This is a genomic window from Pseudonocardia sp. Ae331_Ps2, assembly GCF_001932405.1.
Lineage (GTDB): Bacteria > Actinomycetota > Actinomycetes > Mycobacteriales > Pseudonocardiaceae > Pseudonocardia.
The window spans coordinates 5106943-5122680 of sequence record NZ_MCIM01000001.1; the positions used below are offsets into that span (position 1 = coordinate 5106943).

Consider the following 15738-nt stretch of genomic DNA (forward strand, 5'->3'; position numbering starts at 1 on the left):
GGGAAAGCCGGAAGCCTCCGGTGAATCTCTCAGGCGCCCGGTCTCCGGGTACGGACAGAGGGGGAGGGCGAGTTGCCCTGCCCCGAATCCGCCCGACGACCTCCGGAGGCGCCGTGAGCCCGACGTCCGAGCACCGTCCCACCCTCTCCGAGCTGGAGCGGGGGCTCCCGTTCGCCGAGCGCCACATCGGGCCCCGCCCCGGCGACCTGGCCCGGATGCTGGAGGTGCTGGGCGTCGACTCGCTCGCCGCCCGCGCGCTGCCCGACACCATCCGCGACGCCGAGCCGGTCGGGGCCTCGCTGCCCGCGCCGGTCGGCGAGGCCGAGATGCTGGCCGAGCTCCGCGCCATGGCCGGGCGCAACACCGTGACCGTCCCGATGATCGGCTACGGCTACCACGGGACCCGCACCCCGTCGGTGATCCGGCGGAACGTGCTGGAGAACCCGGCCTGGTACACCGCGTACACGCCGTACCAGCCCGAGATCAGCCAGGGCAGGCTCGAGGCGCTGCTGGCCTTCCAGACCATGGTGTCCGACCTGACCGGGCTGCCGGTCGCCGGCGCGTCGCTGCTCGACGAGGCCACCGCCGCCGCCGAGGCGATGACCCTGCTGCGCCGGGCCAACCGCTCGACCAGCCCGCGGTTCCTCGTCGACGCGGACACGCTGCCGCAGACCGTGGACGTGCTGCGCACCCGCGCGGAGCCGCTCGGCATCGAGCTGGTCGTCGCCGACCTCGCCGACGGCGTGCTGCCCGAGGGCGAGTTCTTCGGTGTCCTGCTGTCCTACCCGGGCGCCTCGGGGCGGGTCGCCGACCCGTCGGGACTCATCGAGGCCGCGCACGGCCGCGGGGCGCTCGTCGCCGTCGCGGCGGACCTGCTGGCCCTGGCCCTGCTCACCCCGCCCGGGGAGCTCGGCGCCGACGCCGCGATCGGCTCCACCCAGCGCTTCGGGGTGCCGCTCGGCTTCGGCGGCCCGCACGCCGGCTACCTGTCGGTGGGGCAGCGCCACGCCCGGCAGCTGCCCGGCCGGCTCGTCGGCGTCTCCCGCGACGCCGACGGCCACTACGCCCTGCGCCTGGCGCTGCAGACCCGTGAGCAGCACATCCGCCGGGAGAAGGCCACCTCGAACATCTGCACGGCACAGGTCCTGCTCGCGGTCATGGCCGCCTGCTACGGCGTCCACCACGGCCCGGACGGGCTGCGCGACATCGCCACCCGCACCCACCGGATGGCCGCGGTCCTCGCCGCCGGCCTGCGCTCGGGCGGGGTGGAGATCGTCCACGACGCGTTCTTCGACTCGGTGCTCGCCCGGGTCCCCGGCCGCGCCGACGCCGTGGTCACTGCCGCGCACGAGGCCGGGATCGCGCTGCGCCGGGCCTCGGACGACGAGGTCGGCGTCGCCACCTCGGAGATCACCACCGTGGCGCACCTGCGCGCGGTGTGGTCGGCGTTCGGCCTCGCCGGGGTGGACGCCGACGCCCTCGCCCGCGAGACCGCCGACGCGCTGCCCGCCGGCCTGCGCCGCACCGGTGAGTACCTCACGCACCCGACGTTCCACGACCACCGGTCCGAGACCGCGCTGATGCGCTGGCTGCGCCGCCTCGCCGACGCCGACCTCGCGCTGGACCGCACGATGATCCCGCTGGGCTCGTGCACCATGAAGCTCAACGCCGCCGCCGAGATGGAGGCGGTGACCTGGCCCCAGTTCGCCGACCTGCACCCGCTCGCGCCCGAGTCCGACACGGTCGGCACCCGGGAGATGATCGAGCAGCTGGAGACCTGGCTGGCCGACCTCACCGGCTACGCCGCGGTGTCGCTGCAGCCCAATGCGGGCAGCCAGGGCGAGCTCGCCGGGCTGCTGGCCATCGCCGCCTACCACCGCAGCCGCGGGGCGGCCGACCGCGACGTCTGCCTGATCCCCGCCTCGGCGCACGGCACGAACGCCGCCTCGGCGGTCATGGCCGGGATGCGGGTGGTCGTCGTCGGGACCGCGCCGGGCGGTGACGTCGACCTCGACGACCTGCACGCGAAGATCGCCGAGCACGGTGACCGGCTCGCCGCGCTGATGATCACCTACCCGTCGACGCACGGTGTCTACGAGGCCGGGGTCCGGGACGTCTGCGCCGCGGTGCACGAGGCGGGCGGCCAGGTCTACGTCGACGGCGCCAACCTGAACGCACTGGTCGGGGTGGCCCGCCCGGGAGCCTTCGGCGGCGACGTCAGCCACCTCAACCTGCACAAGACCTTCTGCATCCCGCACGGCGGCGGGGGGCCCGGTGTCGGCCCGGTCGCGGTGGCCGAGCACCTGGTGCCGTTCCTGCCCGGTCGCACCCCCGTGTCCGACGGCGGAGTCGGCGCGGTCTCGGCCGCCCGGTACGGCTCGCCCGGCGTCCTGCCGATCTCCTGGGCCTACCTGCGGATGATGGGCACCGACGGGATGCGCCGCGCCACGCTCACCGCGGTGGCCGCCGCCAACTACGTCGCCACCCGGCTGCGGGAGCACTTCCCGGTGCTCTACTCGGGCGCCGACGGCGCGGTCGCCCACGAGTGCATCCTCGACCTGCGGACCCTGACCAAGGAGACCGGGGTGACCGTCGACGACGTCGCGAAGCGGCTGATCGACCACGGCATCCACGCCCCGACCATGTCCTTCCCGGTGGCCGGGACGCTGATGGTCGAGCCGACCGAGTCCGAGGACCTGGCCGAGATCGAGCGGTTCGTCGCGGCGATGGTGTCGATCCGCGGCGAGATCGACCGGGTCGCCGCGGGGGAGTGGCCCGCCGAGGACAACCCGCTGCGCAACGCCCCGCACACCGCGGCCTGCCTGGCCGACGACAAGTGGGACCACCCGTACCCGCGGGAGCTGGCCGCGTACCCGACCGGGGTCACCCCGGGGGTGCACGACCGGAAGGTGTGGCCGCCGGTACGCCGGATCGACGGCGCCCACGGCGACCGCAACCTGGTCTGCTCCTGCCCGCCGCCGGAGGCCTTCGCCTGAGTCCTGCCCACCCGTCGGGAGGGTGTCCGGACAGGTCGGGGATCATGGAGGGGTGTCACACCGACCGAGTGAGCGCCTCCGGGTCCCAGCCCCCGTCCTGCGGACGCGGGTCCGGTCGAAGCGGGCCGCGACCGACCAGCCCAACGTCACCGGCGACGGTGCGTCGCCGCTGACCGCCCGGTTCTGGGTGCTGCTCGTCGTGACCGGGATCGCCGCCGGGCTGTCCGGGATCGCGCTGATGGCACTGCTGCACGCGGTGTCGGAGTGGGCGTGGGGATCCGGGGCGGCAGAAGGGCTCGGCGCGGCGGTCGAGCGGGCCGACGCCTGGGGGCGGATCTGGCCGCTGCTGCTGGCCGGGCTCGTCGCCGGTGTCGGTGGGTACCTGCTGCGTCGGTTCGTCCCCGGCCGCACCGCCGTCGACGACGCGATCTGGACCGGTGACGCCCGGCTCGGGGTGCGCCGCAGCTCGGGCACCGCGGTGCTGTCGGAGGTCGTCGTCGGGCTGGGCGCCTCGCTCGGCCGGGAGGCCGCGCCCAAGCTGATGGGCGGGGTGTGGGGCGCGGTCCTGGCCGGCTGGGGTGGCCTGTCGGTCGAGCAGCGACGTCTGCTGGTCGCCTGCGGTGCGGGCGCCGGGCTGGCGTGCGTCTACGACGTGCCGCTGGGCGGGGCGCTGTTCGTCGCCGAGGTGCTCGTCGGCACGGTGCGTCTGCCGGTGGTGCTGCCCGCACTGGCCTGCACCGCGACCGCCACCGTCGTCGCCTGGCTCTACCTGCCCGCCGGGCCGGTCTACCCCGGCCTGCCGGACCCGGTGACGACGCCGTCGCTGCTGGTGTGGGCGGTGCCCGCGGGCGTGCTGATCGGGGTCCTCGCGACCGGCTGGGTCCGGCTGATCGGGTTCGTGTCGCACCACGGGCCCCGGCGGACGTGGTGGCGGATCGCCGCCCCAGTCGTCGCGTTCGGGCTGCTCGGCGTGGCCGGGCTGGTGTTCCCGCAGCTCTACGGCAACGGCGCGGACCTGGCCGAGCAGGCCTTCCTGGGTGGCGGGGCGCTGCTGCTGTTCGCGATGCTGGCCGTGCTGAAGCCGCTGGTGACGGCGATGTGCCTGGGCAGCGGTGCGTCCGGTGGGCTGTTCACCCCGACCCTGTGCACCGGCGCGTTGCTCGGGGCCGCGCTCGGCGGGGTCTGGTCGGCGCTGTGGCCGGGCACCCCCGTCGGCACGTTCGCCCTGGTCGGGGCGGCCGCGATGATCGGGGCCGGGATGCAGGCGCCGCTGGCCGGGCTGGTGCTGGTGCTGGAGCTGACCGGCACCGGGTTCGCGATCGCCGTCCCGCTGGTCGTCGCGACGCTGGTGGCCACCGCGGTGGCCCGGTGGCTCGACGGCTACTCGATCTACTCGGCGCGCCTGGCCGCGCAGCCCACGGCCGAGCAGAGCACCTGATCAGGCCCGGAACCCGGCCCCGCCCCCGACCGTGCCCGGGGCGCGGTGCGGGAGCCGGTGGGCGAACCCGGTGAGCAGGCCGAGGCTCAGCACCGCGAGCACGCCGTAGGCGACGAACCCGCCGATGCTGTCCCAGGTGGTGTGCAGGGCGACGGCCAGGACGAACACCAGCAGCGCCCGTCCGGCGGCCCGCCCGGTGCGCCGCCGGGCCGCGTACCACAGCGCGGCCGCGGTGAGCCCGGTCCAGGCCATGTGGGCGGCCGGGCTGAGCACGCCGCGCAGGAGCAGGACGTCGTCGACGGCGCCCAGGTCGCCGCCCGAGCGGACCAGCACGACGAAGCCGTAGCCCATCGTCTCCAGCGCGGCGAAGCCGGCACCGGAGGCGACGCCGACCAGCAGCCCGTCCGCGGGGTGCCCGCGGCGGGCGGTCAGCAGCAGCACCACCAGCGGCGCGACGAGCTTGGCCGACTCCTCGATCAGCGCGACGCCCAGCATCGGCAGCGTGCCCAGCGACCGCAGCGCGTCGAACTCCAGCAGCCCCGCCGCGACGACGCCGACGACTCCGCCGAGGAACGCGACCAGCGCGATCGGGCCCGCGCCGATCGAGTAGTCCAGCCGCCGCCCGAGCACGAAGGCCACGAACGCGGCCGGGGCGACCGCGGCGCCGAGCAGGATCAGCGACGGCACCAGGTTGGGGTTCTGCGTGACGAGCAGGACCCGGCGGACCGCCTCGAACAGCGCGACCCCGACGACCAGGACGAGCAACCAACCCCAGCGACGCACCTGCGACTCCCCTCCGCGACCGACGCCGGGACGGTAGCGGCGCCGCTCAGGCCCGGGCGAGCCGGGACCGGCGATGGGCCGCCATCCGCACCGGGGCGTCGGCCCAGCCGTGCCCGTCGTGGCCGCCGGTGCGCTGCACCAGGGCCAGGAACAGGCGGCCGCCGAGCAGCTCGGTGCACACCTGCAGGTAGTCGCCGGCGGCGTCGCGGTCGTGCAGGACGCCGAGCTCCCGGTAGACCGCGACGGTCGCCGCGGGCAGGTCGAGGCGGGCGGCAAGGTCGTCGTGGTAGTTCGCCGGGACCGGGAGCAGCGGTACCCCGGCCGCCCGCGCGGCGGCCGCGGTGGCGAGCACGTCGTCGCAGGCCAGGGCCACGTACTGCGGGTCGGCGACGGCCGGGCTCCACCCGCCGCGGCGCAGCACCGACACGGTCAGGGCGAGCCGGACGCTGCGGTCCGGGTCGGCCAGCGCGCGGCTGCGGACCAGCCCGAACGGGGCCGCGTACTCGCCGTCGCCGACGGTGTCGAGGCCGAGCACGGCGCGGTGGAACAGGACCGCCTCGTCGAACGCGTCGTAGGGCTGGGTGAGCCCGATGTGGTCGATGCCGGTGATCCCGGTGCCGGGGGAGCGGGGCTCGTCGACGGCGACGAAGTCGTGCGGCCAGGCCCGTCCGGCGTCGCCGTCGGTGCGGCACAGGAACACCGCGGTGCCGTCGGGGGCGGTGATCCCGGCGAGCTCGGCCTCCCCGGGCCCGGTGACCCGGGGGACGGGGGCGGCGCACAGCCGGGCCGCGCGGCGGGCGGCGGCAGCGGGGTCGGCGGACTCGACGGCGATCGCGGCGACCGCGCCGGTGCCGTCGCCCGCCGCGTTCACCAGCAGCCGGGCGTCGCCCTGTTCGAAGCGTTCGACCTGCTTGGTGCGGTGCACCCCGGTGCGGCTGAACCCCAGGGCGCGCAGCACCCGCCCGAGCTCCGGGCCCGCGGTGAGCTCGACGAACGCCGTCCCGCGCAGGGCCGGCGCCGCGGTGCCCACGGGATCGGTCCCGGCGCCGGCCCGTGCGGTGGCCTCGGCGAGCGCGATCAGCGAGCGGCGGGCGTCGACGGCGGTGCGGACCGGGTCGGACTGGCGGAAGACGTCGTTGAACACCTCCAGCGACAGCGGTCCGCTGTACCCGGCCCTCAGCACGGGGGCGAGGAACGCGGGCAGGTCGACCCCGCCCTGGCCGGGGAACAGCCGGTGGTGACGGCTCCAGGACAACACGTCCATCGACAGCTCACGGGCGTCGGCGAGCTGGAGGAAGAACAGCTTGTCGCCGGGGACGTCGGCGATCGGAGCGGGGTCCGAGCCGCGGGCGAGGATGTGGAAGGAGTCCAGGCACAGGCCGAGCGCGGGGTGGTCGGCGGCGCGCACGGCGTCCCAGGAGGCGTCCCAGGTGTCGACGTGCCGGCCCCAGGCGAGCGCCTCGTAGGCGACGCGCAGCCCGCGCTCGTGGGCCCGGTCGGCGAGGGTGTGCAGCTGGGTGGCGAGCAGGTCGGCGTCGGTGGCGGGGTCGACGGCGTCGGGGGACACCGAGGAGCACACCAGCACGGTGTCGGCGCCGAGACCGGCCATGACCTCGAAGGTCGCGTCCGCGCGGCGCAGGTTCGCGGCGAACCGGGCGGGATCGGTGGAGTCGATGTCGCGCAGCGGCTGGTACAGGTCCACCGACAGGCCCAGGTCGCGGCAGCGGGCACCGATCCCGGCGGGGGGCTCGGGGTCGGCGAGCAGGTCCGGCGCGAAGATCTCGACCCCGTCGAACCCGGCGGTCGCGGCGGCGGCGAGCTTGTCCTCCAGCGTGCCGGACAGGCAGACCGTGGCCAGCGACAGGCGCGCGGGCCCGTGCGGGGGGCGGGGCTCAGGCGACACGGGCCGCCGCCTGCTCGGCGGTGACGAGCTCGGCCAGGTGGGCGAGCATCCGCGCCGGATCCGGTGTGGCGCCGGTGAACAGCCGGAACGCCTCCGCCGCCTGGTGCACGGCCATCGCGCCGCCGTCGACGGTGTGGCAGCCCGCGGCGCGGGCGGCGGCGAGCAGTGCGGTGTCCAGCGGCCGGTAGACGATCTCGGCGACCCACGGACGGGTGGCGAGCAGCGCGGGGTCGAGGGGGAGGCCGGGGTGCTCGGCCATCCCCGTCGGGGTGGCGTGCACGAGGCCGTCGGCCCCCGGGAGCAGCGCGGACAGTGCGGGCAGCGGGTGTCCGGTGGCGTGCGCGCCGGGGGACAGGTGCGGGGTCACCGACGCGGCGAGTGCGGCGGCGCGGGCACCGTCGACGTCGACGATCTGCAGGACGCCGACGCCCTCGCGGGCCATGGCGTAGGCGGCCGCGGCACCGGCACCCCCGGCGCCCAGCAGCACGACGCGCCCGGTCGCGGCGCCGGGCAGCCCGGCCCGCCAGCCGTCGCGGAAGCCGGTCCAGTCGGTGTTGTGCCCGGTCAGCGCCCCGTCCGCACCGATGACGACGGTGTTGACCGCGCCGATCGCGGCGGCGTCCGGGGCGAGGACGTCGAGGTGGCCGATCACCCGCTGCTTGCAGGGGTGGGTGACGTTGACCCCGGCGTAGCCCTGCGCGCGGGCCAGGGCGAGCAGGTCGCCGACGGCGTCGGGGTCGCGCCCGAGGACGTCGAGGTCGAAACGCGTGTAGGTCAGGTCCAGGCCGTGCGCGGCGCCCTCGCGCTCGTGCAGGGCGGGGGACAGCGACGGACCGATGCCGGCGCCGATCAACCCCGTCCGCACCCGTGTGCCGGTTGCGGTGGCGTCGGTCTCGCGACGGGTCTCGTTGCTGCTCCGCACGGATCCCTCCTCGGATCTATGTACCGTACGGTTAGTTATACGGGACGGTGGGTCCGTCGGCCAGGGGGAACGGCCGACGATCCGTAGAGTCCGGGGCGCCACCGGGATCCCGGTGGCGCGGACCGGTGGAGGGGGGCCGCAGTGGCGGCGGTACCGGAGGAGGGCGTCCGGCAGCGCGACGCCGAGCGCACCCGCACCGAGATCCTGGACGAGGCGACCGCGGAGTTCGCCGACCGGGGCCTCGCCGGGGCGCGGGTCGACGAGATCGCCGCGCGCACCCGGACCACCAAGCGGATGCTCTACTACTACTTCGGCTCGAAGCAGGGTCTCTACCTGGCCGTTCTCGAACGCGCGTACACCGGGATCCGGGCGCTGGAGCAGCAGCTGTCGGTGTCGGACCTCAACCCGGCACGGGCGGTGCGGGCGGTCGCGGAGCTCACCTTCGACCACCACGAGGCGCACCCGGACTTCATCCGGCTGGTCGCGATCGAGAACATCCACCACGCCGAGCACCTGCGCTCCTCCCCGCTGCGCGCGGGGCTCGCCGGGCCCGCGCTCGGCGTGCTCGATTCCATCCTCGCCCGCGGCCGGGAGGCCGGGTTGTTCCGCGACGACGTCGACGCCTTCGACGTCCACGTGCTGATCAGCTCGTTCTGCGTGTTCCGGGTGGCCAACCGGCACACCGTCTCGGCCATCTTCGACCGTGACCTGCTGGACCCGCAGCGGCGCGGGCACTACCGCCGCATGGTCGGTGACCTGGTCGTGGAGTACCTGACCGCCCGTGTGGGGCAGGACTGACGGCGGAGCCGACGGCAGGGGCCCGTGGCAGGCGCCCGGCAGGACCGACCGCAGGGTCGACGGAGAACCCCTGGCGGGGTGACCGCGCCGGCGTCCATCCGGCTCTTGACACGCCTCGCGCCGCAACTCACTATTCGGTACCTAACCAGACGGTACATAGACGAGCGGCTCGCCGCCCGGGCCGTCGACCGCGTCATCAAGTGCCTGCAACGTCGCACACGCCGGGAGCCACCGTGAGCCAGCAACCGTCCGCCGCCGCGCCGAGCGCGCCGGAGGCGCAGCCGAAACGGGCCGCCCTGGCCGCGTGGGTCGGCAGCGCCCTGGAGTACTACGACTTCTTCATCTACGGCACCGCTGCGGCGCTGGTGTTCAACAAGGTGTTCTTCCCCGACTCGAGCCCGGTGGCCGGCACGCTGCTGTCGCTGGCGACCTTCGGTTTCGGCTACGTCGCCCGCCCGCTCGGCGCGGTGCTGTTCGGACACATCGGGGACCGGTTCGGCCGCAAGAAGGTCCTGGTCTCGACGCTGATGATGATGGGCGTCGCGACGCTGGCGATCGGCTTCCTGCCGACCTACGGCCAGGTCGGCGTGCTCGCGCCGGTGCTGCTGGTGACCTGCCGGCTGCTGCAGGGCCTGTCCGCGGGCGGAGAGCAGGCCGGCGCCAACTCGATGACGCTGGAGCACTCGCCCCAGCACCGGCGTGCGTTCTTCACCAGCTTCACCCTGTCCGGCACCCAGGGCGGGCAGATCATCGCGACCGCGGTGTTCCTGCCGATCGCGCTGCTCCCGGAGGAGGCGCTGCTGTCCTGGGGCTGGCGGGTGCCGTTCTGGGCGAGCGTGCTGGTGATGGTCGCCGGTGTGCTGATCCGGCGCACCCTGCACGAGACCCCGGTCTTCGCGACGGAGGTGGCCGACACCGAGGGGTCCCCGCGGGCCGCGGAGCAGCTCCCGATCGCCGCGCTGTTCCGTGACCACTGGCCGAACCTGCTGCGCGTCAGCCTCGCCGCGACCGTCGCCTCGGTCAGCACCCTGATGACGGTCTTCGCGCTGTCCTTCGCGGTGAACACCGTGGGCCTGGAGCGCTCGACGATGCTGTGGGTCGTCGTCAGCGCGAACGTCGTGGCCCTGGCCGCGATCCCGCTGTTCGCCACGCTGTCCGACCGGGTCGGACGCCGCCCGGTGTTCGTCGCGGGCGCACTGGGCAGCGCGGTCCTGCTCGCCGTCTACCTGTGGGCGGTGTCCACCGGCGAGTACCTGTTCGTGTTCGGCGCGGGCATCCTGCTCTCCGGGGTGGTCTACAGCGCGGCCAACGGTGTCTGGCCCTCGTTCTACGGGGAGATGTTCCCGGCCAAGGTCCGCCTGACCGGCATGGCCGTCGGCACCCAGATCGGCTTCGCGTTCGGCGGTTTCGCCCCGACCATCGCCGCCGCGCTGGCCGAGAACAGCGTCACCGGCTGGCTGCCGGTCGCCGTCTTCGGCGCCGTGATCTGCCTGGTCGCGGCGGCGTCGGCCTGGTCGGCCCGGGAGACCGCGCACCAGACCCTCGACGAGATCGAGGCCGGGTTCGGGACCCGCGACCGGGCCCCGGCCCACGTCTGACCGACCGCACCGCAGCGGGGCCCGTGGCGTCACGCCACGGGCCCCGCCGGCGTCCCGGCCGCGGCCGCGAGCAACCCGACGACGTCGCCGGGGTCGGCGGCCCGGTCGGTGCGCCACACCGCGTCGGTGCCCAGCCGCACCTGCGCCCCGGTCACCGGCAGCACGTGCACGGGCTCCCCGACGAACGCCTTGTGCGTCGCCCCCGACCCCAGTCCGACCAGCGTGAACGCCTCCCCGGAGGCGACGACGTGGGTCAGGTCGCCGGGGTTGTGGGTGTCGAGCTCGATCCGCCGGTGCACCCCGTGGCGGGCCAGCAGCTCCCCGGTGGCCCGGTAGACCGACGGGGCGGCGTCGTAGCGGATGGACACGTACGGCAGGTCCGCCAGCTCCTCCAGGGCGACCTCGGTCCGGTCGTCGAAACCCCGCCCGTGCCCGACGGCGACGGCGGCCGGCCGGGTCTCCACCCGTCGTGCACTCAGCCCGGGGTCGTCGACGGCGCCGTGCACGAACGCCAGGTCCAGCTCGCGCCGGGCGACCGCGCGGGCCAGCTCCGCGGAGGTGCCGGGGCGGATCCGCACCGCCAGCTCCGGACGCGCGGCCCGCAGACGCTCCAGGAAGCCGTCGCGGACCGCCGCCGTCACGTCCGGGGCCATCCCCACCACGACGACCGGATGCCCGTCGGCGGCGGCGAGCGCGCCGGGCAGCGCCTCGACCCGGGCGACGATGTCCCGGGCCCGCGGCAGCAGTGCCCGCCCGGCCGCGGTCAGCGCCATCCCGCGCGCGGACCGGGTGAACAGCGGCGCGCCGAGCTCCCGCTCCAGGTCGCGGACCCGTCGCGACAACGGCGACGCGGCCAGGTGCAGCCGGGCCGCCGCCCGCGTCAGGTTCAGCTCGTCGGCGACGGCGAGGAAGTAGCGCAGATGGAACAGCTCCACGGGGCATGACCCTAGAGGTCACGCCCAGGTGCGGTCATCGGTCCTGGTCGCGGCCCTGACCGGCGGCCTACCGTGACCGGCATGGCCTCCCGTCCCGTGCGTATCGCGAACGTGTCCGGCTACCTCGGCGACCGGTACACCGCCGTCGACGAGGCGATGGCCGGGGACCCGGTCGACGTCCTGATGGGCGACTACCTCGCCGAGATCACCCTCGCCGCGCTCGCCGCCGCGGCCGGGCGCGGCGGCCCCGGCTACGTCGCCTACGCCCTCGACCAGCTCACCCCGCACCTGCCCGAGATCGCCCGCCGCGGGATCCGGGTCGTCACCAACGCGGGCGGCTTCGACCCGGCCGGGATGGCGCAGGAGCTGCGCGACCGGATCGCGGCGGCCGGGCTGTCGCTGCGGGTCGCCCACGTCGCCGGGGACGGGGTGTTCGATCGGCTCGCCGACTTCCACGCCGACGGCCACGGGCTCGAGCATCTCGACACCGGGGCCCCGCTCAAGGACTGGGGGTTCGCCCCGATCACCGCGAACGCCTACCTCGGCGGGTTCGGGATCGCCGCCGCGCTGGCCGCCGGCGCGGACGTCGTCGTGACCGGGCGGGTCACCGACGCCTCGCTGACCGCGGGGCCGGCGGCCTGGTGGCACGGCTGGGGCCCCGACGACGTCGACGCCCTGGCCGGGGCGGTGACCGCCGGGCACGTCATCGAGTGCGGCGCGCACGCCACCGGCGGCAACTTCTCCGGCTTCCGCTCGGTGCCCGGCATGCTGCGCCCCGGGTTCCCGATCGCCGAGGTCGCCGCCGACGGCTCCTCGGTGATCACCAAGCACGCCCGCGACGGCGGCACGGTCACCGTCGACACCGTCACCGCGCAGCTGCTCTACGAGATCCAGGGCCCGCGCTACCTGAACCCCGACGTCACCGTGCACCTGGACACCGTGCGGCTGAGCCAGCAGGGACCGGACCGGGTCGCGATCGGTCCGGTCACCGGGTCCCCGCCGCCGCCGACGGCGAAGGTCGCGGTGTTCGCCCCCATCGGCTACGAGATCTCCACGATGCTGTTCTGCACCGCTCCCGACGTCGAGGGCAAGGTGGAGCTGCTGCGCAACCAGCTGCGCGCGGCGCTGGAGGGCCACGTCGACACCCTGGAGGTCACCCCGCTCGGCGTCGCGGCGGTCGACCCGCCGACCCAGTGGGCGGCGACCGTCCCGATCCGGGTGATCGCGACCGCCCGCGAGAAGGAGCCGCTGGTCCGGTTCTCCCCGGCCGTCGGGTCGCTGTACCTGCAGGGCTTCCCCGGGTTCCACCACGACGGGCACGCGCCGCGGGCGTCGCAGCCGTGGCCGCGGATCGAGTACTGGCCGGCGCTGCTGGAGTCCGCGCTGCTCGACCACCACGCCGTCCTCGACGACGGCAGCCGGGTCGAGGTCCCCCGCGCCTCGCGGACGGCGACCCCCGACGAGACCGCACAGCCGGTGCACCCGGAGCCGGACCTGCCCGCGCCGACCGGCCCGCCCGTCGAGCTGGGCGAGTACACCTGGGCGCGGGCCGGGGACAAGGGCGGCAACGCCAACGTGGGCGTCTGGTGCCGCGACCCCGCGCACTGGGACTGGCTGCGTGCCACGCTGACCACCGAGCGGGCGGCCGCGCTGCTCCCCGAGGCCGGGGGCCGCATCGTCCGCCACGAGTTCCCGCACCTGCGCGCGGTGCACCTGGTGCTCGTCGGGCTGCTCGGCTCGGGCGGCTCGGCCAACCTGCGCGTGGACCAGATCGGCAAGTCCGTGGGCGAGTACCTGCGGGCCAAACACGTGGGAGGACCCACCGCATGACCACCCCCGCCGCTGCCACTGCCGGTGACGCCACTGCCGGTGACGCCACTGCCGGTGACGCCACGGCCGAGCGCATCCTCGCGAACGTCGCGTCCCCCGCGACCGACGACGCCTTCGACCCCGGCGCCGCGCTCGACGGGCTGCTGGGCTGCGTCGGGATGAGCGGCGCCGACGCCGGGGGGCGGGTCGCGTTCGTCGGTGCCGACCCGGTCGTGCCCAGCGCGCTGCGCCTCGGGGGCGGTGCGGCCGTCGCGCTCGCCGCGAAGTCGGTCGGGATGGCCGCGGTGCACCGCGACCGCGGCGGCGACGGCCAGGACGTCACCGTCGACGTCCGGCGCGCCCCGCACCGGCTCTGCCCGTTCTACGACCGCCGCTGGGAGCTGGTGAACGGGTACCCGGCCGCCAGCCCGGCGATCACCTCGCAGGCGCTGGGGTTCTCGTTCCACCGCACCCGCGACGACCGCTGGGTGATGCCGCTCAACCCCTACCCCGCGCTGCGGGCCCGGGCCGAGACCTTCCTCGGGGCCCCGGAGAGCGGCGTCGCCGACGCGATCGCCCGGTGGGACGCCGCCGAGCTGGAGGAGGCCGCGAGCGATGTCGGCATCGTCATGCCGATGGCCCGTACCCCCGGCGAGTGGCTCGCGACCGAGCAGCACGCGGCGCTGGCCGGCACCCCGCCGATCACCCTGCGCCGCATCGGCGACGCCCCGCCCGAGCCGTTCCCGCAGCGCCGCCGCGCCGACCTCCCGCTGGACGGGCTGCGCGCGCTCGGGATGGGCCACGTCATCGCGGGTGCCGGGACCGGGCGGGCGCTGGCCCTGCACGGCGCGGACGTGCTGAACATCTGGCGCCCCACGGAGTTCGAGCACGACAGCACCTACGTCACCGCGAACGTCGGCGTCCGGTCCGCCACGGTGGACCCGCACACCGCCGACGGCGCCGCGCTGCTGCGCGGGCTGCTCGCCGACGCCGACGTGTTCTACGCCAACCGCCGCCCCGGCTACCTGGCCCGGCTCGGGTTGTCCGCCGAGGAGGCCGCCGCGGTGCGGCCGGGCATCGTGCACGCGACGAACACCCTGCACGGGCCGGTCGGGCCGTGGGCGCACCGCGTCGGGTTCGACCAGTCCGCGGGCACCCTGGTCGGGATGATGACCCTGGAGGGCGGCTCGGCCACCGACCCGACGGTGACGCCCCGGCTCTCGCCGATCCTGGTCGTCAACGACTACATCGTGTCCTGGCTGACCGCCGCCGGGATCGCCGCGGCCCTGCGCCGCCGCGCGGTGGAGGGCGGGTCCTGGGCGGTGGAGGTGTCGCTGGCCCGGGCCGCGCTCTGGATGCTGGAGCTCGGGGTGCTCGACCTCGGCTACGCCCGCGAGGTCGCGGGCACCGGGGAGCGGCACGCCTACCCCGCCCCGGAGACGTTCACCGCGCAGACCCCGCTCGGGCACTACCAGGGGGTGACCGACCAGGTCACGATGAGCGCGACGCCGGGGGAGTACCGCACGGTGCTCGTCCCGCGCGGCTCCGGGCGTCCGGAGTGGCTGCCCCGCTGAGGCCGGGGGCCGCCGCCCCGTCGACCCGCCGCTCGACGGCCATGATCGTCAGGACGAGCGCGGCACCCGCCGCGGCCGGCAGCAGCATCCACCACCAGCCCGGGTCGGGTGCCAGCACTCCGCGGGCGTCGTCCTGCCAGGGCCACAGCGCCCGCAGCGCCCCCAGCAGCACGCCGGTCATGATCACCATGAGGGTGCGGCGGTGGTGCTCCAGCAGCCAGGTCAGCACCGACACGAAGCTCACGAGCCCGACCACGGCGCCGAGCCCGAACACCGCGACGTAGGCCAGGTCCAGGTCGCGCACCGCACGCAGGGTCGGCTCGTAGAGCCCGAACACCAGCAGCAGGAATGAGCCGGAGAACCCCGGCAGCACCAGCGCGCACACCGCGACCGCCGCGGCCAGCCCGACCAGGAGCATCGGCGGGCGGCCGTCGCCGACGACCGGGGGGAGCCCACTGACGGCGAACGTCGCCGCGAACGCGACGACGACCAGCGCCCACTCCCGCAGCCCGCGCAGCCGCCCGGTGATCCGCAGGGGGACCACCACCGACGCGGCGACCATCCCCAGGAACACCGCCCGGGCGCCGACGGGGTGGTCCTCGATCAGCCCCGGGAGGACCTGCGACGCCGCCAGGACCGCCAGCGCCATGCCCAGCGCCACGGGCACCAGCAGGCCCCGGTCCAGCCGTCGCAGCTCCTCGCGGGGCGTCACGTCACCGCCCGCCGCGCCCGGCAGCAACGCCCGGGCCGCGCCGACGAGGTGCGCGCCCTGGGCGATCAGGCGTTCGTAGATCCCGACGACCAGCGCCATGGTCCCGCCGCTGACCCCCGGGATGGTCTCGACCACGCCGATCGCGGCCCCACGGGCCAGATGAACAACGGACATACGCGACAACACGGGCCAGGACGGTACCGACCGGGCGACGAACGGCGACAGACGGGTGAACTCTCGTTCGCATCACCAAGGATCGGGGCAACCGGT

At 75.5% G+C, this 15738-nt stretch carries 11 protein-coding genes; 6 read left to right on the forward strand and 5 right to left on the reverse strand.

Annotated elements, in window-relative coordinates; translation table 11 throughout:
* The first annotated feature begins 113 nt into the window (after nt 1–113).
* Together gcvP and Ae331Ps2_RS23890 are read left to right on the forward strand one after the other, a co-directional pair.
* Nucleotides 114–2996 carry an aminomethyl-transferring glycine dehydrogenase gene (gene gcvP, locus Ae331Ps2_RS23885; RefSeq protein WP_075306405.1) on the forward strand — a complete coding sequence of 961 codons (2883 nt, stop codon included), beginning with the start codon at nt 114–116 and terminating at the stop codon, nt 2994–2996.
* Between the two features lie 52 nt (nt 2997–3048).
* Nucleotides 3049–4434 carry a chloride channel protein gene (locus Ae331Ps2_RS23890; RefSeq protein WP_075306404.1) on the forward strand — a complete coding sequence of 462 codons (1386 nt, stop codon included), beginning with the start codon at nt 3049–3051 and terminating at the stop codon, nt 4432–4434.
* Here Ae331Ps2_RS23890 and Ae331Ps2_RS23895 read toward each other — a convergent pair whose 3' ends face one another.
* Genes Ae331Ps2_RS23895 through Ae331Ps2_RS23905 form a run of 3 tightly spaced genes read right to left on the reverse strand, consistent with a single transcriptional unit; the run spans nt 4435 to nt 8042 of the window.
* Nucleotides 4435–5217, reverse strand: coding sequence for a PrsW family glutamic-type intramembrane protease (locus Ae331Ps2_RS23895; RefSeq protein WP_139318717.1), 783 nt, complete (start codon nt 5215–5217; stop codon nt 4435–4437). It abuts the gene before it with no gap.
* A 46-nt stretch (nt 5218–5263) separates the two neighbouring features.
* Complete coding sequence (locus Ae331Ps2_RS23900) at nt 5264–7120, reverse strand: sugar phosphate isomerase/epimerase and 4-hydroxyphenylpyruvate domain-containing protein (RefSeq protein ID WP_075306402.1); 1857 nt, start codon at nt 7118–7120, stop codon at nt 5264–5266.
* Nucleotides 7110–8042: a shikimate dehydrogenase gene (locus Ae331Ps2_RS23905; RefSeq protein WP_083695915.1), complete on the reverse strand. Its 933-nt coding sequence runs from the start codon at nt 8040–8042 to the stop codon at nt 7110–7112. The genes Ae331Ps2_RS23900 and Ae331Ps2_RS23905 overlap by 11 nt, the downstream gene beginning before the upstream one ends.
* Before the next feature lie 141 nt (nt 8043–8183).
* Here Ae331Ps2_RS23905 and Ae331Ps2_RS23910 point away from each other — a divergent pair, with 141 nt between their 5' ends.
* Both Ae331Ps2_RS23910 and Ae331Ps2_RS23915 read left to right on the forward strand, forming a co-directional pair.
* The gene (locus Ae331Ps2_RS23910) at nt 8184–8840 is read left to right on the forward strand and encodes a TetR/AcrR family transcriptional regulator (protein ID WP_020624247.1); all 657 of its coding nucleotides are present in this window, start codon (nt 8184–8186) and stop codon (nt 8838–8840) included.
* Between the two features lie 233 nt (nt 8841–9073).
* Nucleotides 9074–10438: an MFS transporter gene (locus Ae331Ps2_RS23915; RefSeq protein WP_020624248.1), complete on the forward strand. Its 1365-nt coding sequence runs from the start codon at nt 9074–9076 to the stop codon at nt 10436–10438.
* A gap of 29 nt (nt 10439–10467) precedes the next feature.
* On the opposite strand, the gene Ae331Ps2_RS23920 is transcribed toward Ae331Ps2_RS23915, so the two are convergent.
* A complete protein-coding gene (locus Ae331Ps2_RS23920; protein WP_075306400.1) occupies nt 10468–11373 on the reverse strand; it encodes a LysR family transcriptional regulator in 906 nt (301 codons plus the stop codon).
* A gap of 81 nt (nt 11374–11454) precedes the next feature.
* Here Ae331Ps2_RS23920 and Ae331Ps2_RS23925 point away from each other — a divergent pair, with 81 nt between their 5' ends.
* Together Ae331Ps2_RS23925 and Ae331Ps2_RS23930 are read left to right on the forward strand one after the other, a co-directional pair.
* Nucleotides 11455–13203 carry an acyclic terpene utilization AtuA family protein gene (locus Ae331Ps2_RS23925; protein WP_075311800.1) on the forward strand — a complete coding sequence of 583 codons (1749 nt, stop codon included), beginning with the start codon at nt 11455–11457 and terminating at the stop codon, nt 13201–13203.
* Entirely contained in the window at nt 13200–14756 is a 1557-nt protein-coding gene (locus tag Ae331Ps2_RS23930) for a CoA transferase (RefSeq protein ID WP_083695917.1), read from the forward strand. Before Ae331Ps2_RS23925 ends, Ae331Ps2_RS23930 begins: the two co-directional genes overlap by 4 nt.
* Here the strand turns inward: Ae331Ps2_RS23930 and Ae331Ps2_RS23935 are convergent.
* Nucleotides 14674–15654 carry a DUF368 domain-containing protein gene (locus Ae331Ps2_RS23935; RefSeq protein WP_212611719.1) on the reverse strand — a complete coding sequence of 327 codons (981 nt, stop codon included), beginning with the start codon at nt 15652–15654 and terminating at the stop codon, nt 14674–14676. The genes Ae331Ps2_RS23930 and Ae331Ps2_RS23935 overlap by 83 nt on opposite strands.
* Nucleotides 15655–15738 lie beyond the last annotated feature (84 nt).